Below are 19,867 nucleotides of genomic sequence, written 5' to 3'. Positions count from 1 at the left end.
CATGCTGATCGCACTCATCGCCCGTGACAAAGCCGGGGCACTGCAGACCCGGTTGGACAATCGCGCGGCCCATCTGGCCTATATCGAAGAAACGGGTGTTGTATCGCAGGCAGGGCCGCTGTTGGATGGCGACGCCATGATCGGTTCGCTGGTTGTGCTCGACGTCGAAGATCTGGCTGCTGCGCAAAACTGGGCAGATAATGACCCCTATGCGAAGGCTGGATTGTTCCAGTCGGTTGAACTGATTCCCTGGAAAAAGGTGATCGGCTGATGGCATATTGGCTTTTCAAGTCCGAACCTTCGACCTGGAGCTGGGAACAGCAAATGGCCAAGGGGGACACGGGCGAGGAATGGGACGGTGTGCGCAACTATCAGGCGCGCAATTTCATGCGTCAGATGGCCATTGGGGATTGGGGGTTCTTCTACCACTCTCAAAAGGACAAATCGGTTGTGGGTATTGTCGAAGTATGCGCCGAGGCACATCCCGACAGTTCCACCGATGATGAGCGCTGGGAATGCGTGGATATCAAGGCCGTCCGACCCTTTTCCAAACCCGTGACACTGGACCAGATCAAGGCCGACGAACGGCTTTCCGACATGGTGCTGGTGAAAAACTCTCGTTTGTCGGTTCAGCCGGTAACAGACGATCAATGGAAAGTGGTTTGCGCCTTGGGTGAAACGCAGCCGGATTAACCTGCCGTCCTGTATCAGGTGCAAAACTTCTCAAACGTCCGGCAAGGTGTTATGTTTCCAAGGGCTACGCCGGGTAGGGATCTGAAGGTTATGATTGCTCTGGTCGTAACCGCTTGGTGTTGTTCGGATAAATTCGATATGTTTTGAAAGTTTGAACCCCGTGTCTGACACTGAAAACGGCAACGGGACACTCGATAACACCGTTGCTGCGAAAAGCACGAAAACCTGGGAAGCGCGCCTGAAAGAGGCGCGGGAAAAGCGCGCGTCGGTGCTTGCGAAGGCGCAAGAAGAGACGTCGGAAGAACCTGTTTCGACGTCTGTCCAGACAGACGAACCACCCCCGCCGGATGATACAGATACAGAGCAGATCGTTTCCGAGCGGGTCCGCTCGCTAAATCTGGACAAACCGCGCGTCAGAAAAAAACGGAAAACTTGGGTCGCGTTAGTACTGTTTGCCCTTTTGTGTGGGGCGGCCTTGCAATGGGTCGCTGCAAATCTTTTAAATGACTGGCCATCCGCAGACGCAGAAGACCAGGCCGTTCTGAATGTGCTTTCTGAAGCCTTCTTGGTCCCCGAAGAACCGCCTGAGGCTGCAACCACCAGCCTGCCGGACCCGAAAGACACCCCTACGCCAGAGGATCTGTTTGTTTCAGGGCCCCCTGAGCCTGAGCCTCTCTCAATACCCGCTGACGTCAGCAAACCCTTGGACGAGCCAAATAGCCGGTCAGTCGATCCGGTTATTTTGGATCAATCCAGTGCAACCCCTTCCCAGGAACCGGAAAACGCTGTCTTGCCGGAAAGCGAGTTTGCAACCGGCCCGAATCCTGAAGCGGCAACAGCGAAGCCGGAGGTTTCCTTAACGCCGCCCAAGATTTTCATTCCTGCCCAGATGGAACCCATGTTGGCCGTCGCAACTGCTTCAGACATTCAAGCCGCGATTCCAGCCTGGTATGATCCACGATTTCGCAATCTCAATCCGCTGAACAAGGACGGGTTATCGCAAATGTCGCAGATAGCCCATGATCCCGTTCCGCAAGAGATCGACACACCCGCCAATCGACCCTACACCGAGGTGAAACCGCTTCTTTTGGCGCCAGCCATTGGTCTGGAGGTCTCGCTTTTTGTACCGTCGAGAGTTTCGCAAGAGACCAGCAACCGGGCATTGGAACTGCTTGCCCGAGGTCAGGCAACGGTGGTGGCAACAGCTCGGGTGGGATACCGGGTCCGAGAAACCCAGGTCCGGTTTTACCATCCCGATGACGCCGAAAACGCCGCGATGGCCGCCGATGCACTTGGGGGTATCGCACGGGACTTCACAAGCTCGGGCAGCAAGACGCGCCCGGGGCGGATCGAGGTTTATCTGGAAGGCAGCGGCGGAAATGCGGACGATAATTCAACCGTTCAGCCTGACAGCGCAGAAAACCTTATCGCGCGTATCCTAAAAGAGTTCAGATGAATAATGAGGGAAGGTTCTGACGATACAGAACCTTCCCTACCCCCGCGTGCTCCCTACTCACCACACGCGTATGGAAATGTCTGGTTCTGACCGTCCTGGTCACGGTTTGACCTTAGCCCAACCGCGCCCAGCATTTCAAACGCCAAGTCCTTAAAAAACAACTCAAATACAAAACGCCCGCCGGGAAGGCGACAGGCGTTTCAGGAATGCGCGGAAAGATCAGCCGTAAACGGCTTCTTTTCCGAAATGCCTGGTCAGCATGTAATAGACCACGGCGCGGTATTTGTTGCGCTCGGACATGCCATAGGTTTCCATGGCTTTGTTGATCGCTGCCATCAGCTCGGGACCATCGGACAGGCCCAGTTTCTTGATCAGGAAGTTGTTCTTGACGGTTTCCAATTCGGACTCCTGGCTGGCTGCAACAGTTGCCGCATCTGCGTCATAAATCGCCGGGCCGCAACCGATTGTGACCTTGGTCAGCAGGTCCATATCGGGGTTCATCCCACACTTGTTTTTCAGATCTTCAGCGTATTTGGCGATCAGCTCGTCGCGCTTGCCCATGTCCTAATCTCCTTAATCCGTTAATCCGGCACCAATCACCGATAGCCGAGATTAGACGTGTCACAGGTCTGCCAAAAAGGATAAAAAACTGCGTTTCCTCCCCCTTAACCGGGACTGGAATTCACAGGATGCAAGACCTATCTGCAGTACCCCCAGCCAGAACCTTGCAGGTGGAGATGATCCGCGTGCAAGCGATTGAAGTCCGGGCCCAGAACCACACGAAACCAGTCGCACGCGCCCCACCAGATCTGTCGCAGGAACGCGGGTTCAGGGCCAGAGCCCTGCCAGTCATTTAACAGGGTCAGCACGCGGCCATCGGTCGTCTCTACACCGATGATATCGATCGAGTCCGCACGGGCATGGCTGCTCCATCCGTTGTTTTCACCCTTCAGGGTGCGCATACGCCTGCAGTTGTAACTTCCAACATGGCGCAATCGGGCAATACCGGTTCCAAGCAGTTCGTGCGCGGCCGGCAGCACGACATGGTGTTCCCACATCGCCAGCCGCAATGTTGTGGCGCAACTGGTTTCAACGGCTTCGATATGCGAAGTGGCCAGTCGGGTCAGAAGGCCGCGTGCGGCAATGCCACAATTCTGATCAACGACCAGATCCTCCATCGCCTCGAAATGAACACCCGCTTCGGCCAACGTAGCCCGACACTGGGTTTCATCCGCCACGGTGCGGTTCAGTTGATATCGGGTGACCGGCGTCACCGGTGCGCTGACCTTCAGGTCGCGCAACGGGTTCCAGTGCGATGGCACAGGTGTCTCTGGATGCGCCAACAGCACCCAGCCGCCGCAGCCCAGCACGATCATCACAACCAAAATCCTGAAAACGAAGAACGCCGCCAAGTAAAGAAACCGGCGGCGTCCGTTATTCTGTGTCATCGTCAGACGACAATCAGTAGCGATAGTGTTCCGGCTTGTACGGACCTTCTGGCTTGACGCCAATATAAGCGGCCTGATCCGCATCCATCTGGGTCAGCTTCACACCGATGCGATCCAGATGCAGGCGAGCTACTTTTTCGTCCAGATGTTTGGGCAGGATGTAGACCTTGTTCTCGTACTGGTCACCTTTGGTGAACAGCTCGATCTGTGCCAGAACCTGGTTGGTGAACGAGGCCGACATCACGAAAGACGGGTGACCTGTGGCGTTGCCAAGATTCAGCAGACGGCCTTCAGACAGCAGGATCAGACGGTTGCCCGAAGGCATCTCGATCATGTCCACCTGCTCCTTGATGTTGGTCCACTTGTGGTTCTTCAGGCTAGCCACCTGAATCTCGTTGTCGAAGTGACCGATATTGCCAACGATGGCCATGTCCTTCATCTCGCGCATATGCTCGATGCGGATCACGTCCTTGTTGCCGGTGGTGGTGATGAAGATATCCGCGCTGGCAACTTCGTCTTCCAGCAAGGTCACTTCGAACCCATCCATCGCAGCCTGCAGCGCGCAAATCGGGTCAACTTCGGTCACCTTCACGCGCGCACCCGCGCCGCGCAGGCTGGCGGCCGAGCCCTTGCCCACGTCGCCATAACCGCAAACCACAGCAACCTTACCGGCCATCATGGTGTCGGTGGCGCGGCGGATACCATCGACCAGCGATTCCTTGCAGCCGTATTTGTTGTCGAATTTCGACTTGGTGACGCTGTCATTCACGTTGATCGCCGGAAACGGCAAGTGGCCGTCTTTCACCAGCTGATACAGACGGTTCACGCCGGTGGTGGTTTCCTCGGACACGCCTTGGATCTGGTCGCGCATCTTGGTGAACCAACCGGGGCTGGCCGCCATACGCTTGGCGATCTGCTTCTTGATCACCTCTTCCTCTTCCGAACCCGGAACAGGGATGATGTCTTCGCCTGCCTCAGCACGCGCGCCCAGCAGGATGTACAGGGTCGCGTCGCCACCATCGTCAAGGATCATGTTCGGACCGTCTTCGAACAGGAAGGATTTATCCAGATAATCCCAATGCTCTTCCAGTGTCTGACCCTTGATGGCGAAGACAGGAATGCCCGCCTCGGCAATCGCGGCGGCGGCATGGTCCTGCGTCGAGAAGATGTTGCACGACGCCCAGCGCACATCCGCACCCAGCGCAACCAGCGTTTCAATCAGAACGCCGGTCTGGATGGTCATGTGCAGCGACCCAACGATACGCGCACCTGTCAGAGGCTTGCTGTCCCCATATTCCGCACGCAGGGACATCAGTCCCGGCATCTCGGTTTCGGCAATATCCAATTCCTTGCGGCCGAACCCGGCCAGCGAAATGTCTTTAACGATATAGTCCACGGCCATCAGGCGCTCCATTTTCGGTAAGTCATAGTCCCGGCTGCCCCTAGCATTCCTTGGGGCAGGTGGCAACTTTGAAGACTGTTACCGGAAGCCTGGTGGCCGCTTTCAGCTTGGCGTGCCTTCGATTTTTATCTTTGGTATCGCTTCAAAAAAATCTGTGCCAACGGCAACAATACAGCTGATTCCGTTCGCATTGGTTACCAAAACGGTATAACTGCCCGTTTCCTTCGAGGCCCAGACCTCCATCACCGACTGTGCGCTGCGTGTCTTTTGCAAACCGCCAAAGGCCAATTCTTCGGCGTAGTTTTCCTGCAATTTGGCGACAATATCGTCGCGTTCTGCACAGCTCCGGGCAAAAGCTGGTGGGGCGGTCGCGGCCATACCAAAGGTCAAGGCAATGGCGAATAAACGCTTGAACATGACAAACTCCTATCGTTTCGCGTTTCACGGTCGAGAGGAGCACACCGGGAGAAGCATGTGCCCCCCTCGGTTTTGATGTCGGGATCATGGCGCGCCGTTTCAAAGCACAAATGCTCAAGAAACTGTTGGCAGCAAGTGATCCAGACAGGTACATCATAACACAAAAATATGGCGCAATCGCGTCCGGTCAGGCGAGGCATAGCAAAATGGCAACACAACCCAGGGCATGGCAGCGCATGTTATCGGGGCGTCGGCTGGACCTGCTGGACCCGACCCCGGTGGATATCGAGATAGAAGATATCGCCCATGGGCTTGCTTTTGTGGCGCGCTGGAACGGGCAGACACGCGGCGATTTCGCCTATTCCGTGGCCGAACACTCCCTGTTGGTTGAGGAACTCTTCGGCAGAATTGCCCCCAAGACACCCGTCAAGTGGCGGTTGGCAGCCCTGTTACATGATGCGCCGGAATACGTGATCGGCGACATGATTTCGCCGGTCAAATCCGCTGTGGGCCCCGGTTACGGCGCCTTGGATGACCGTCTGGCGGCAGCAATTCACATCCGCTTCGGCCTGCCAGCCGCGGTGCCGAAAACGGTGAAGCGGCAGATCAAGAAAGCCGACAAGATCAGCGCCTGGATGGAGGCCACCCAGATCGCGGGCTTTTCCGAGGCTGAGGCGACGAAATTCTTTGGTCGCCCGGATAAAGCGGTGATGGAGGGATTGGAGATTACGTTGAGACCACCGGTCGAAGTAAGGAAAGCCTACACAGATCGGCACACAGTGCTTCTCGCGCTACTTTAGCGACTTGCAACCTGAACAGCTAAAGGAAATGGTGAAATGAGCGCGAAACGGCCGATTGGGAACCGGATCTTGCTTGCAACAAATTTGGTGCTGATCCTGGCGCTAGCAGCCGTGTTGATCAGAACTGGGTATCTGGCGAAGACAGTACGCAAGCTTACCGGAGCGCATACTCCCGTCACAGAAACTAAACACTATCAGACAATGGTGTGGCTGCACAAACGACCGATTTCCCAAGCTCTAGCGTCACCGAATATTCAAATCGCATTTATTGGTGATTCCATCATCGAGGGATGGCTAACCAGCAACATCGTTTCAAACGCATTGAATCTGGGAATCAGTCGGGACACAACCCAAGGCTTAATAGCAAGGGTACACCCGGAGCTCATCACTCATGTTCCGGTCTGGTACTTGGGTGTTGGGGTTAATGACGCCCTGAACGACACACCTCTGGAGGAGATTCCGAAATATGTTAAGCAGTTAGCGGATGTGTTCACCTCCGTAGACAGATTGATCTGGCGTGCCGTTCTGCCTGTCGCAAGCGAAACTTGGACTATCGAAAACGAAACGTTTCGAACCACCTACAACATTGCAGCACAACAAGCTTGCTTGGAGATGGGAAACTGCACGTTTCTCAACTCCCCTCCCGGGTATAGTGATAACATCGACAAGTGGACATCGGACGGCCTACACCCCAATCCAATCGGTTATCGTCACCTGACACAGCAGCTTTGCGCTGAAATAAAGTGTTCCCTTCAGTGACGCTGAGTGGGGTTTTTTGCGGTGATTAGGTTATAGTCTCAACGCGGGCTGCGTTTCGCTAGTATCCGCTGCAAGGTCCGGCGGTGCATGTTCAGCCGCCGTGCGGTCTCACTGACATTCCGGTCGCACAGCTCATAAACCCGCTGGATGTGCTCCCAACGCACGCGGTCCGCGCTCATCGGGTTTTCCGGCGGCGGGGGCAATTCGTCACCCTTGGCCAGCAGCGCATTGGTGATGTCGGTGGCGTCGGCGGGTTTCGACAGATAATCGGTTGCGCCGATTTTTACGGCAGCAACCGCAGTCGCAATCGCCCCGTACCCGGTCAGAACCACGACCCGGCTGTCAGGGCGCTTTTCGCGCAAAACCTCAACCACATCCAGACCGTTGCCATCCTCCAGTCGCAGGTCAACAACCGCGTAAGCCGGTGGGCGGGCGGTGGAAATTGCGCGGCCTGCGGCGACGGATCCTGCGGTTTCAACCTCGAACCCACGCTTTTCCATGGCCTTGGCCAAACGTCTCAGGAACGGCTCGTCATCATCCACCAAAAGCAAGGATTTGTCAGGGCCGATATCAAGCTGAGAACTGTCTGCCATATGTTAGGTCTTTCCGCTATTTCATGCCTTTGGCTTAAACATGAGTAATAGCAGCGCAGAAACAAAGGTCAAACAACCTTGTTAATGCGCTGCCTGGTCCAGAAAGCACCCGACCCTGTCCGCCATCTGTTCGGCCGTGTCATCGCGCTTGAAGAATTCAAGGAAACCATGTTCGGGCGTCACCAGATAGGTGAAGGTGGAATGGTCAACAAGGTAGAATTCGTCGCTTTTATCCTGTGCCTTGTAATAGGTCTTGTAAGCCTTGCTCGCCGCCCTGACCTGTTCGGGTGAACCGGTCAAGGCAATCGTTTTGCCGCCTAAGTTAAAGGCATAATCATCCACAACCTCGGGCGTGTCCCGTTCGGGATCGATCGAGATGAACAGCGCAGTGGCCGACTGTCCGCGCTGGTTCAGGATATCCACGGCCTCAACATTGCGGGACATGTCAAACGGGCAGACATCGGGGCAGAATGTGTATCCGAAATAGACAAGTGTGGGTTCGGTGATCACGTCTTTGTCGGTCACCGTCTCACCTTTGCCATTCACCAGTTCAAACGGCCCGCCGATAGCAGCGGTCCCCCCGGCGATCTGCCCGGATCGGCACTGTGCAAACTGGTCGCCGGATCCGCCCCCACGCGTCAAAAGCCACATCGCACCTAGGCCAATAGCCAGAACGAGAGTTGCAAGAATTGCGTATAGGCGGGTCATTTCGGTTTTCCGGTCGCAAGGGGTTGTTGATCGTTCCGGCCGGGACACCTATCAAGATGACCAGCCTTTGCAACAGGACATAAGCGACCGATGGCAGATTCCAATCAGACTTTTTGGCGCGGCCAGGAACGCAGCAGCTGGATCCGCCTGCGCACCCTGATCCTGTTGCGATGGGTTGCCATTTTTGGTCAGATCACCGCCATCACCGTGGCCCAGCAATACTATCACGTGCAGCTGGAACTGGGCCTGTGCTATCTGGCCATCGGGATCTCGGTCATGGGTAACCTGACTGCCATTCTGTTGTTTCCACAGAACAAGCGGATGTCCGAGTTCGAAAACTTCCTGATGGTTCTGTTCGATCTGCTGCAACTGTCGATCTTGTTGTATCTGACGGGCGGTCTGAACAACCCCTTTGCCCTTCTGCTTTTGGGGCCGGTCACGATTTCCGCCAATGTGATGAGCACACGGTCGACCTTGATTGTCGGGGCTGTTGCGATTGTTCTGACCACTCTGCTGGCGGAATTCCACCTGCCGCTGCGGACCAACATCGGAGTGTTTCTGGACATTCCGGAAATCCTGCTGTTTGGCAACTGGGCGGCTATTATTATCGCCATCGTCTTTATCGGTGCTTATTCTCACCGCGTCAGTTCCGAGGTTCAATCCATGTCCGAAGCGCTGGCTGCCACCCATATGGCGCTGGCCCGCGAGCAAAAATTGACCGATCTGGGTGGCGTGGTCGCCGCTGCCGCGCACGAGTTGGGCACCCCCTTGGCCACGATCAAACTGACAAGTGCGGAACTGATCGAAGAGCTGGACGACCGCCCCGACCTCAAGGAAGACGCCGCCTTGATCCGCGAGCAGGCTGATCGGTGCCGCGACATTTTGCGCGATATGGGTCGTGCCGGAAAAGATGACCTGCATTTGCGGCAGGCTCCGCTTTCGACGGTGGTGAACGAAGCCGCCGAACCGCATGTTGACCGGGGCAAGGTCGTTCATTTTTCCGAAGGCCCGACGCAGGGCGGAGACGTGCTGCAACCCTCGATCCTGCGAAAGCCCGAGATCATTCACGGGCTCCGCAACCTGATCCAGAATGCCGTGGATTTCGCCCGCGCCAATGTCTGGGTCGAAGCCGAATGGACAGACAGCAGGATCACCGTCAGCATCATGGATGACGGGCGCGGCTACCCGTCGCACATGATTGGACGCATAGGTGATCCCTTCATGCGCCGCAGACGGGCCGAAGCCGACCTGCGAACCCGGCCGGAATACGAAGGCATGGGACTGGGACTGTTCATCGCAAAAACGTTGCTGGAACGCAGCGGTGCCGAGCTGAAATTCGCAAATGGCACGGATCCGTATCAGCATCTGACTGATCACAAGGACAGGACAGGCGCGATCGTCAAAGTCTCGTGGCCGCGCAACCTGATTGACGCGCAAAAGGGTGACACGCCGGTTCCATCCGGTTCCAACAAACGCATTCAAGTATGAGTTAAGGAGCCGTTAACCTATCCTGCCCATAGTCAGCCGGGGTTTGTTCTACCTTGGGGATATTCATGGCCGACTGGATCATTCTGGCCGCGATCAGCCTGGTATCGGGATGCTTTGCCGTGCAGTGGTTATTGCCACGCCAGACGCAACGCGACGATGTCTTTGGTTTGTTTTCGACAACATCCCTGTTCGATGCGGTATTCCTGTTTGATGGTGATCACCTGATCAGCCACTCCGATATCGCGCTTGCCGGGTTCGAACATGTTGGAAGCTGGCAGGACTTGCGCCGCCTGCTGCAAAGGGATTTCCCCACCTTCCCCGAAACACCCGAAAAGGTTCGTGATCAAAATGTACTGGTAATCTCGGCCATTGATTGCACAGTCGAACGCGAAGTCGTGTGTGAATGGATCGACGGGATTGTCCGCGTGCGTCTGCACGAACCGGCCAGAGTACCTCCGACTGGGTCAAGCACGCTGAGTGAACCGAGCCGTTTGGCCATGGAACAGGCCCCCTATCCAGTATGGTTGCTGGATCACAACAGCCAGGTGCAATGGTGCAATGCGGCTTATGTCACGCTTGTTCGCCGGGCGCGTGGTCAGGATGCCGATCTGACTGCCCCGCTGTTTCCGGGCACCTCTGATGCGCCGTCGCTTGGAAAATCAAGGGTTTCGGTAGATGTGACTGGGACCAACAGCAAGTTGTGGTTCGACCTGACGCAGATCGAACAGGAAGACGGGCGGTTATGTTACGCCACAGACATCAACGCCATTGTCGAAGCGGAAACCGCGCAACGCAAGTTCGTGCAGACCATGACCAAGACGTTTGCTCAACTTTCGATCGGCCTGGCCATTTTCGATCGCAACCGGCAACTGGCGCTGTTCAACCCGGCCCTGATTGATCTGACCACGTTGCCGCCGGATTTCCTCAGTTGCCGCCCGAATATCAGCAGTTTCTTCGACCGGCTAAGGGATCAGCACATGATGCCAGAGCCCAAGAACTACCGTACATGGCGGCGTCAGATGAACGACCTGCTCGAAGCGGCCGAGGGCGGCAATTACCACGAAACATGGTCGCTTCCCTCTGGCTCGGTTTATTCTGTAAGCGGCAGGCCGCACCCCGACGGGGCTGTTGCGTTTCTGTTCGAAGATATTACGGCAGAAATCACGTTGACGCGCCGCTTCCGGTCCGAGATGGATCTTATGCAATCCATATTGGACAAGCTGGCCGATGCAATCGCTGTATTTGCCGATGATGGCACCCTGGCCCTTACCAACTACGCCTACGAAAAACTTTGGGGCGACGCACAGGAAATCGGCTTTCAGAACGACACGGTCACCGATGTCACGCGGCGGTGGCAGGAGCATTGTGTTGCTACGCCGATTCTGGGAGAGATCCGGGATTTCGTCGAAATGCGGGATAACCGGGCGGAGTGGACGGCTGAAATCCGGATGCGGTCGGGCATCACTTTGGACTGCACGGTTTCACCGGTTCATAACGGTGCGACGATCGTGCGGTTTGCACCCGTGGATCTTCTGACAAAAACCGCCCCGTTGGAACAGATCAGCGCCTGAACCGGGGTTGCAGCCGATTGGGCAGAACGTCATTGTGGCGCCATGACGACGCCCCCCCAAACCCTGACCTTCAGATCGCCCGATGAAACCGCAGATTTTGCGACCCGTGTCGGGTATTCGCTCAGTGATGGGGATGTCCTGTTGCTTAGTGGTGCAATCGGCAGCGGCAAGACGCATTTCGCACGCAGCCTCATTCAATCACTTATGCCTGAACCGGAAGATGTGCCGTCACCCACATTCACTTTGGTTCAGACCTATGACACCCCTGCCGGTGAGATCTGGCACTGCGATCTTTATCGGCTGAACGCGTTAGAGGAAGTGGATGAACTGGGTTTGGTCGATGCCTTTGACACAGCAATCTGCCTTGTGGAATGGCCGGAAAAGCTGGGCGCACTAGCCCCTGCCGCTTCGTTAAAGCTGGCCTTCGAAACAGACCCTGACACAGAAGATACCCGCCACGTGTCCTTGTCATGGACCGATCCGAAATGGGTAAAAAAGCTGGAGAGTGCAGGATGACAAACAGGACAGTCCTGGCAGAGGCCCTTATTGCACAAACTCCTTGGGCCGGGGCAACGCGTGCACCACTGGCCGGCGACGCATCGAACCGCCGGTACGAACGTGTTACCGATCCGGTCAGTGGGCGAACGGCTGTCCTGATGGATGCGCCACCAGACAAGGGCGAAAGCGTCGAATCGTTTGTGCGTGTTGCTGAGTATCTGCGTTCGATTGGCCTGAGTGCGCCCGAGATTTACGCAGAAGACGCTGAATATGGATTTCTGCTGCTGGAAGATCTGGGTGATGATCTGTTTGCACGTGTTCTGAAAAAAGACCCGTCCAAAGAACGCTTTTTGTACGAGGCCGCAACAGACGTATTGCTTCACCTGCATCAGGCCCCATTATTGTCGCTACCGTCCTACGACCCGGCCCTGATGACGGATCTGGCGACGCTGGCGCTTACGAGATATGCTGCTGGAATTCAGGGCAATGTTGATCAGGACGTTCTGGACCGGTTCGAACTTCGGTTTGCCGATATTCTGCACCGAGAAACCTCTGGGTACAAAGTTGTCATTCAAAGGGACTATCACGCGGAAAACCTTCTTTGGCTGCCCGAGCGCGACGGCTTAAGGCGCGTCGGATTGCTGGATTTCCAATTGGCCATGCTGGGGCACCCCGCCTATGATCTGGTGTCCTTGCTTCAGGACATTCGCCGCGATGTTTCGGTCGGAACAGAAATGCAGATGATCAACCGCTATATTGCAGGGTCAGGTATGGATGATCACGAGTTTCGGACCGCGTACAGTGTATTGGGCGCGCAGCGAAATCTTCGCATCCTTGGCGGTTTTTCGCGACTGGCAACCGATTACGGCAAGCCGCAATATCTGGACATGATCCCGGCGGTCTGGTCGCACCTCATGCGGGATCTGGAACACCCTGCCCTTGTTTCCGTGGCCTCGCTACTGCACGACGCTCTGCCCCGACCAACACCTCAGAATTTGGCCAGGCTGAGGCCGCAATGACCGGATCACCCTTTGCCGTAATGTTGTTTGCCGCCGGATTTGGCACCCGTATGGGCGCGTTGACCAAGGACCGACCCAAACCGCTGATCGAAGTGTCCGGGCGCCCCCTGATCGACCATGCGCTGGATCTTGTCGACAACCTTGGCCCTGTTCGCACAGTTGCAAACGTGCATTACCACGCCGATCAGCTCGACGCGCATCTCGGGCCCAAAGGCATTCTGATATCGCGGGAGGAGCCGGAGATCCTGGAAACCGGCGGCGGGTTGCGCGCAGCCCTGCCATTGCTGGGAACCGACCCAGTGTTCACCCTGAATACCGACGCAATCTGGTCCGGCCCAAATCCATTGAAACTGCTGCAAAACGCATGGGATCCGGCCCGCATGGATGCGCTTTTGATGTGTGTTCCAACTGCGCAGGCCATAGGTCACGACGGGCCCGGTGATTTTACCGCTGATCAGGCGGGGCGGATCACGCGTGGGCCCGGCTTGGTTTACGGGGGCGCGCAGATCCTCAAGACACAAGGATTGCACGCCATCTCGCAGCCGGCGTTTTCGTTGAATCTGCTTTGGAACCAGATGCACGGCCAGGGGCGTTTGTTCGGCATCGAGTATCCCGGGCGCTGGTGTGATGTGGGTCACCCTGATGGGATCGCTCTGGCCGAGGATTTGCTGGCCGATGTTTGACCCCGAACCCCTTCCCCGCGTCTTCGCTGTTCCACCCGGTACGGATTTCCCCAAGGCGTTGGTCGACGGTCTGAAGCGGCGTTGTTCAGGTCCGCCCGAGGCTTTGGCGCGGGTGGAACTGGTGTTGAACACGCGACGCATGGAGCGGCGCGTACGTGATCTGTTCAATCAGGGGCCACCTTGCCTGCTGCCCCGCATCTCGCTGTTAACCGATCTGGGGGACAGCGCTGATCTGGCGCATATTCCACCTGCCATTCCGCCCCTTCGGCGGCGTCTGGAACTGACGCAGCTGGTGGCCAAATTGTTGGAACAACAACCGGATCTGGCCGCGCGGTCGTCGGTTTTTGACCTGTCCGAAAGTCTGGCGGCGCTGATCGACGAAATGCAGGGCGAAGGTGTGTCACCGGACACGATCCGGGGGCTGGATGTCAGCGACATGTCCGGCCATTGGGCGCGGGCTCAGACCTTTATCGGTATCGCAGATCATTTCATTGACACGGGCTCGCAGGTGATGGACGCGCAGGCCCGCCAACGTCGCGTGGTCGAAAACCTGATCGCCCGCTGGCAAACCGATCCCCCCCTGCATCCGGTTATTCTGGCCGGGTCAACCGGTTCGCGCGGCACCACGCTGATGCTGATGGACGCCGTCGCGCGCTTGCCGCAAGGGGCGCTGGTACTGCCCGGATACGATTTCGACCAGCCGGATCACGTTTGGGAAGGGTTGGATGATGCGTTGACTTCGGAAGATCATCCGCAATACCGGTTTCGCAAGTTGATGCGCGGGCTGGGCCTGTCACCCGGCCAGATCACCCCCTGGACAGACCTGAACGCCCCCTCGCCTGCCCGTAACCGTCTGGTTTCCCTGGCTTTGCGCCCGGCCCCGATCACCGATGCCTGGATGAGCGAAGGCCCGAAACTGGCTGATCTACTCGGCGCAACCAAAGACCTGACACTGGTCGAGGCGCAATCACCGCGGGACGAGGCTTTGGCCATTGCCCTGCGCCTGCGACAGGCTGCTGAAACCGGTCAGACCGCCGCCCTGATCACGCCCGATCGCATGTTGACCCGTCAGGTCAGCGCCGCGCTGGACCGGTGGAACATTCTGGCGGATGACAGCGCCGGCCTGCCGCTGCAACTCTCGCCTCCGGGCCGGTTTCTGCGACATGTGGCTGGTCTGTTCACGCGCCGTCTGGAGGGCGAGGCGCTGCTTACCTTGCTAAAACACCCTTTGTGCCATGACGGCAGTGAACGCGGTAACCATTTGCTGCACACGCGTGATCTGGAACTGGACCTGCGCCGCAATGGCCCGCCATTTCCGGATGGCACCAGCCTCGCAGCATTTGCAGTACGCAAAGAAGCCCCCGAAAGCTGGGCCCACTGGGTTGTTCACCACTTCTGCGATCAACAGATCAGTGGCGAGTTGGCGCTTTCCGACTGGGTAGATCGGCTCACAACACTTGCCGAGGCGATCTCGGCCGGCAGTGCAGGTGAAACCGGCACGCTTTGGGACAAGAACGCGGGTCAAAAAACGCTGGCAGTGCTGAATTCCCTCAGGGATGAGGCGCAACATGGCGGGCCGATGACAGCCCATGATTTTGCCGATCTTCTGGGCGCGTTGCTTGCAGGGGAAGAGGTCCGCGACCGCGACGCGCCACATCCGCATATCATGATCTGGGGCACACTCGAAGCGCGGGTACAAGGTGCGGACCTGTTGATCCTTGGCGGATTGAACGAAGGCAGTTGGCCAGAAGCTCCGGCTCCTGACCCCTGGCTGAACCGGCAGATGCGTGACAAAGCGGGGTTGTTGCTGCCAGAACGGCGGATTGGCCTGTCGGCGCATGATTTTCAACAGGCCATCGGCGCGCCCGAGGTCTGGCTAACCCGCGCAACCCGCTCGGACGATGCGGAAACGGTGCCGTCCCGTTGGGTGAACCGGCTGACAAACCTGTTGCAAGGCCTGCCTGAGCAGGGTGGCCCCCAAGCGCTGGCCGAAATGCGCGCCCGTGGCCAAAACTGGCTGAATTGGTCCGACGCTCTGGAAGACGCGCCGCGCATTGACCCCGCGCAACGCCCATCCCCGCGCCCGCCAGTTGCCGCGCGTCCACGTCACCTGTCAGTAACGGAAATCAAGCGGCTAATTCGCGATCCTTATGCCATCTATGCCAAGCATGTGCTGCGTTTGAATCCTCTCGACCCGCTTGTCCAGGCACCCGACGCGTTGCTGCGGGGGATCGTAATCCACGAAATCCTCGAACATTTCGTCAAGGATAGCGTGCTCGACAACGCCTTGCTGACGCGTGAGAATTTCCTGAAGCGCGCGCACGCATTGCTGGAGCAGCATGTCGCCTGGCCCACGGCGCGGCACCTGTGGCTTGCGCGACTGGAACGGATCGCAGACGACTTTATCAGCGCCGAACTTTCGCGCCGGGGTGATGGCGGGCCAGTGGCCTTTGAAGCGGCGATGAAGCTGGTGCTGAACCCGCTGGATTTCACCATAACAGGGCGCGCCGACCGGATCGATCACAACAGCCGGGGGGCCTTGCGGATCATCGACTATAAAACCGGCGCGCCTCCGACAGAAAGCCAGCAGTCCAAATTCGACAAGCAATTGCTGATCGAGGCCGCAATGGCCGAGCAGGGCGGTATCGAAGGGCTTGACCCGATGGCGGTGGCAGAGGCGATCTTCATCGGGATGGGTGGTGCCTATAAAGAGGTGCCCGCGCCGCTGCTGAAAGAACCCGACGACAAGGTTCTAGCCGAGCTGAAAGAGCTGATTTCGGCTTATTTAGAATCTGATCAGGGGTATTCGTCCCGCCGAATGCTACACAAGGATACGGATATCGGTGACTATGATCATCTGGCCAGGTTCGGCGAGTGGGACCGGACAGCCGAAACGCGCCCCGAGGATTTGACATGAGCGCGCGCAACGAAGCAACCGAACGGCAGGTGCAGGCCGCGCGACCAGATGCCTCGACCTGGCTGGCCGCCAATGCGGGGTCTGGAAAGACACGGGTTCTGACCGATCGGGTGGCGCGCCTGCTGCTGGGTGGCGTCCAACCGCAGCACATTCTTTGCCTGACCTATACCAAAGCCGCTGCCAGCGAGATGCAGAACCGGTTGTTTGACCGTCTTGGCAAATGGGCCATGCTGGAAGATGCCAGGCTGCAAAAGGACCTGGCCGAACTGGGCGTGACTGGCACCATCGATTCAGATCGATTGGCCCAAGCGCGCACCCTGTTTGCCCGCGCCATTGAGACGCCGGGTGGCTTGAAGATTCAGACAATTCACTCTTTCTGCGCCTCGTTGCTGCGTCGTTTCCCGCTCGAGGCCGGGGTCAGCCCGCAGTTTTCGGAAATGGAAGACCGTGCGGCAGCTTTGCTAAGGGAAGAAATTGTTGAAGATTTTGCAGAAGGCCCGCAGGCCGGGCTGATCGAAGACGTGGCCCGGTTTGTCACCGATACAGGCTTTGACAAGCTGACTGCGGCGATCACCCAGAAACGCAACCTGTTCGCGCAGCAACTGGATTGGTCTGATCTTCTGCAACGCTTCGAACTGCCCTCGCATTTCGACGATAATGCGTTGTTCCAAAGCGTTTTTCAGGGTGGTGAGGTCCAGCTGATCCAATCAATGCTGCCCGTATTGCTCGAAAGTGGAGGCAATAATGCCAAGGCTGCGGCAAGGCTGGCAGGGTTCACCGACGCACGATTGGCTCACTTGCCCATGCTGGAAGACGTGCTGCTGACCGGAAAAGGCGCAAAAGAACCGTTTACCGCCAAGATCAACGGCTTTCCCACCAAACCCCTTCGCGAAGGTGCGCTGGCGGACCGGATGCCTCAACTCGAAGCTCTCATGCTGCGGGTCGAGGCCGCGCGTGAACGCCGACTGGCGCTGGTTGCCGCCCAGAAAACCGCCGTTTTGCACCGCTTTGCCGCTGCATTTCTACCGGAATATGAACGCCGCAAGCAGTTGCGGGGGTGGCTGGATTTCGACGACCTGATCCTGCGCGCACGTCAGGTTCTGAATGACCCGGCGGTGGCCGAATGGGTGCTGTACCGTCTAGACGGGGGTATCGACCACATTCTTGTCGACGAAGCGCAAGACACCAGCCCCGATCAATGGGATGTGGTCGAAAAACTGGCTCAGGAATTCACCAGTGGGGAAGGGGCCCGATCAGGGGTCGAGCGCACGATTTTCGTGGTCGGCGATAAAAAGCAATCGATCTATTCCTTTCAGGGCGCCGACCCGCAGGCTTTTGACCGGATGCAGGAAGAGTTTGACCGAAAACTCGCTGAATCAGGCTCTAAACTGTGGGATTCGACGCTGGAATATTCATTCAGATCCTCCAGCGCGATCTTGTCTCTGGTCGACACGCTTTTTGAGAACCGCGCCGATGCAGGATTTCAGAAGGAAAGCCAGCACCGCGCCTTCAAATCCGATTTGCCTGGTCGGGTTGATCTTTGGCCCGTCGTCGAGAAAGTCGAAGACGCGGAAGAGGGGGATTGGACCGATCCGGTGGACCGGCCCGGATCGCGGCATCATACCGTTATTCTGGCCGAACGGGTGGCTGAGACGATCAAAAAAATGATCGATGGCGGCGAAACGATCCCTGAAGACGGGGACACACAGGGCCAGTTTGTTCGACGCAAAGTGCAACCGGGTGATTTTCTGATCCTTGTGCAACGCCGGTCCGACCTGTTTGCCGAAATCATTCGCGCCTGCAAGGTTGCCAGGCTTCCCATCGCCGGGGCGGACCGGCTGAAAGTGGGTGCCGAACTTGCGGTCAAGGATCTGGCTGCGCTGCTTAGCTTTCTGGCCACGCCCGAAGACAGCCTGTCTCTGGCGACGGTTCTGAAATCCCCACTGTTCGGATGGTCCGAGCAGCAGCTTTTCGATCTGGCCCATCGGCGGGAGGAGCAATTCCTGTGGGCTGCTTTGCGCAGACGCGCCGACGATTTCCCCAAAACCCTGGCCGTGCTGAACGATCTGCGCAGCCAGATCGACTTTCTGCGCCCCTATGACCTGATCGAACGCATTCTGACCCGACATGACGGGCGGCGAAACCTGTTGGGCCGACTGGGACCCGAGGCAGAAGACGGTATCAATGCCCTGCTGTCGCAGGCGTTGGCCTACGAGCGGACGGATATCCCCAGCCTGACGGGATTTCTGGTCTGGATGCAGACCGACGATCTGGAAATCAAACGACAGATGAGCGGGGTCGGAAATATGATCCGGGTGATGACGGTGCACGGCTCGAAAGGTCTGGAGGCTCCGATCGTCATTCTGCCGGATACCGGCAAACGTCAACCGCCACGCGACGCCGAAATTATGGTGGCAGACGGGACACCGCTGTGGAAGGTTTCGGCAGACCAATCGCCAAACCTGATCACTCACGCCCGGTCAGAGGCGCGCACCCGCGAGGAAAACGAACGGCTTCGCCTGCTATATGTGGCTCTAACACGGGCTGAAAAGTGGCTGATCGTGGCGGCGGCGGGTGATTTGGGTAAAGATGGCAACAGCTGGTACCAGATGGTCGAAGCGGCGATGGAAAAGGCCGGGGCAACGCAACTGCCTGGTTCAGATAAACGTCGGCTGTCCCATGGAGACTGGGATGGGTTGCCATTGGTCGAGCAGTCACACGCATCGGCCAAACATGCAGAACTGCCCGACATGTTCCTGCACCCCGCACCAGAACCAGTTGTACCGGCGGCCTCTATCAGCCCTTCGGATCTGGGTGGTGCCAAGGCGTTGCCGGGTGACGCTGGTCTGGATGAAGACGCTGCCAAACTGCGCGGAACCCGCGTGCACCTGCTGCTTGAGCATCTGCCCAAAGTCACACAGGACCACTGGCCAGAGCTTTGCGCCCGCCTGCTGCCCGACATGGGGCACGAGGATCAGAACGCATTGCTGACCGAAGTCACAGGCGTGCTGACATCCGAAAGCCTGCGACACATTTTCACGCCGGACACATTGGCCGAAATACCTGTTACTGCCGACCTGAACGGGCAGCGAATGTATGGGATTGTCGACCGCCTGATCGTGACAGACACCGAAGTCCATGTAATTGATTTCAAATCAAATGCCACCGTTCCGAACCGGGTCGAAGATTGCCCCGAAGGGTTGCTTCGCCAAATGGGCGCGTATGCGCAGGCCCTGTCGCAGATCTATCCAAACCATAAGATACGCACCGCAATCCTTTGGACAAGAACGGCAAATCTTATGTGGCTGCCACACGATCTTGTGACGGATGCCCTGGGCTGCACCCAGATATCTTGACCTTACCTACTGCCGCCCCTACCTTCACAACCCAAGCGCATTTCATTCAGGAGACATAA

The 19,867-nt window shown here is 57.5% G+C and carries 18 protein-coding genes; 12 read left to right on the top strand and 6 right to left on the bottom strand.

Annotated features, from left to right (window positions below; genetic code table 11):
- Position 1: 1 nt before the first annotated feature.
- The 3 genes from ACR0CE_RS09335 to ACR0CE_RS09325 all read left to right on the top strand — a co-directional run bounded on the left by ACR0CE_RS09335 (position 2) and on the right by ACR0CE_RS09325 (position 2,149).
- Complete coding sequence (locus ACR0CE_RS09335) at positions 2-271, top strand: YciI family protein (RefSeq protein ID WP_480482615.1); 270 nt, start codon at positions 2-4, stop codon at positions 269-271.
- Complete coding sequence (locus ACR0CE_RS09330; RefSeq protein WP_480486854.1) at positions 271-693, top strand: EVE domain-containing protein; 423 nt, start codon at positions 271-273, stop codon at positions 691-693. Before ACR0CE_RS09335 ends, ACR0CE_RS09330 begins: the two co-directional genes overlap by 1 nt.
- A 160-nt stretch (positions 694-853) precedes the next feature.
- On the top strand, positions 854-2,149 hold the full coding sequence (locus tag ACR0CE_RS09325; protein ID WP_480832070.1) for a hypothetical protein: 1,296 nt from the start codon (positions 854-856) through the stop codon (positions 2,147-2,149).
- A gap of 219 nt (positions 2,150-2,368) precedes the next feature.
- On the opposite strand, the gene ACR0CE_RS09320 is transcribed toward ACR0CE_RS09325, so the two are convergent.
- The 4 genes from ACR0CE_RS09320 to ACR0CE_RS09305 all read right to left on the bottom strand — a co-directional run bounded on the left by ACR0CE_RS09320 (position 2,369) and on the right by ACR0CE_RS09305 (position 5,416).
- Positions 2,369-2,710, bottom strand: a complete 342-nt coding sequence (locus tag ACR0CE_RS09320) for a DUF2853 family protein (protein ID WP_480482609.1) — start codon at positions 2,708-2,710, stop codon at positions 2,369-2,371.
- 137 nt (positions 2,711-2,847) lie between these two features.
- Positions 2,848-3,597 (bottom strand): extensin-like domain-containing protein, encoded by a 750-nt coding sequence (locus ACR0CE_RS09315; protein WP_480832067.1) that lies wholly within the window; start codon positions 3,595-3,597, stop codon positions 2,848-2,850.
- A 13-nt stretch (positions 3,598-3,610) separates the two neighbouring features.
- Positions 3,611-4,999, bottom strand: a complete 1,389-nt coding sequence (ahcY, locus tag ACR0CE_RS09310) for an adenosylhomocysteinase (RefSeq protein WP_480506831.1) — start codon at positions 4,997-4,999, stop codon at positions 3,611-3,613.
- Positions 5,000-5,101: 102 nt separating this feature from the next.
- A complete protein-coding gene (locus ACR0CE_RS09305) occupies positions 5,102-5,416 on the bottom strand; it encodes a hypothetical protein (protein WP_480506832.1) in 315 nt (104 codons plus the stop codon).
- A gap of 206 nt (positions 5,417-5,622) precedes the next feature.
- Between ACR0CE_RS09305 and ACR0CE_RS09300 the strand changes: the two genes are divergently transcribed.
- Together ACR0CE_RS09300 and ACR0CE_RS09295 are read left to right on the top strand one after the other, a co-directional pair.
- On the top strand, positions 5,623-6,216 hold the full coding sequence (locus ACR0CE_RS09300) for an HD domain-containing protein (RefSeq protein ID WP_480482603.1): 594 nt from the start codon (positions 5,623-5,625) through the stop codon (positions 6,214-6,216).
- 36 nt (positions 6,217-6,252) lie between these two features.
- Positions 6,253-6,975, top strand: coding sequence for an SGNH/GDSL hydrolase family protein (locus ACR0CE_RS09295; RefSeq protein ID WP_480546093.1), 723 nt, complete (start codon positions 6,253-6,255; stop codon positions 6,973-6,975).
- Between the two features lie 38 nt (positions 6,976-7,013).
- Here the strand turns inward: ACR0CE_RS09295 and ACR0CE_RS09290 are convergent, their stop codons facing one another.
- Positions 7,014-7,568 (bottom strand): ActR/PrrA/RegA family redox response regulator transcription factor, encoded by a 555-nt coding sequence (locus ACR0CE_RS09290; RefSeq protein WP_050604676.1) that lies wholly within the window; start codon positions 7,566-7,568, stop codon positions 7,014-7,016.
- 81 nt (positions 7,569-7,649) lie between these two features.
- Positions 7,650-8,276 (bottom strand): SCO family protein, encoded by a 627-nt coding sequence (locus ACR0CE_RS09285; RefSeq protein ID WP_267366429.1) that lies wholly within the window; start codon positions 8,274-8,276, stop codon positions 7,650-7,652.
- A gap of 90 nt (positions 8,277-8,366) precedes the next feature.
- Between ACR0CE_RS09285 and regB the strand changes: the two genes are divergently transcribed.
- From regB to addA, 7 genes are all read left to right on the top strand, one after another.
- Positions 8,367-9,764 carry a sensor histidine kinase RegB gene (gene regB, locus ACR0CE_RS09280; RefSeq protein WP_480496378.1) on the top strand — a complete coding sequence of 466 codons (1,398 nt, stop codon included), beginning with the start codon at positions 8,367-8,369 and terminating at the stop codon, positions 9,762-9,764.
- Between the two features lie 65 nt (positions 9,765-9,829).
- A complete protein-coding gene (locus ACR0CE_RS09275; RefSeq protein WP_480832065.1) occupies positions 9,830-11,335 on the top strand; it encodes a PAS-domain containing protein in 1,506 nt (501 codons plus the stop codon).
- 42 nt (positions 11,336-11,377) lie between these two features.
- On the top strand, positions 11,378-11,851 hold the full coding sequence (gene tsaE / locus ACR0CE_RS09270) for a tRNA (adenosine(37)-N6)-threonylcarbamoyltransferase complex ATPase subunit type 1 TsaE (protein ID WP_480546089.1): 474 nt from the start codon (positions 11,378-11,380) through the stop codon (positions 11,849-11,851).
- Positions 11,848-12,852 (top strand): aminoglycoside phosphotransferase family protein, encoded by a 1,005-nt coding sequence (locus tag ACR0CE_RS09265; protein ID WP_480832063.1) that lies wholly within the window; start codon positions 11,848-11,850, stop codon positions 12,850-12,852. The genes tsaE and ACR0CE_RS09265 overlap by 4 nt, the downstream gene beginning before the upstream one ends.
- Positions 12,849-13,535 (top strand): nucleotidyltransferase family protein, encoded by a 687-nt coding sequence (locus tag ACR0CE_RS09260; RefSeq protein ID WP_480832061.1) that lies wholly within the window; start codon positions 12,849-12,851, stop codon positions 13,533-13,535. The genes ACR0CE_RS09265 and ACR0CE_RS09260 overlap by 4 nt, the downstream gene beginning before the upstream one ends.
- Positions 13,528-16,452 carry a double-strand break repair protein AddB gene (addB, locus tag ACR0CE_RS09255; protein WP_480832060.1) on the top strand — a complete coding sequence of 975 codons (2,925 nt, stop codon included), beginning with the start codon at positions 13,528-13,530 and terminating at the stop codon, positions 16,450-16,452. Before ACR0CE_RS09260 ends, addB begins: the two co-directional genes overlap by 8 nt.
- On the top strand, positions 16,449-19,808 hold the full coding sequence (gene addA, locus ACR0CE_RS09250; protein ID WP_480832058.1) for a double-strand break repair helicase AddA: 3,360 nt from the start codon (positions 16,449-16,451) through the stop codon (positions 19,806-19,808). The genes addB and addA overlap by 4 nt, the downstream gene beginning before the upstream one ends.
- Positions 19,809-19,867 lie beyond the last annotated feature (59 nt).

This window comes from Ruegeria sp. L11 (genome assembly GCF_056531755.1).
Note: the sequence above shows the minus strand (reverse complement) of the source record. Positions and strands in the feature narration are given on the sequence as shown.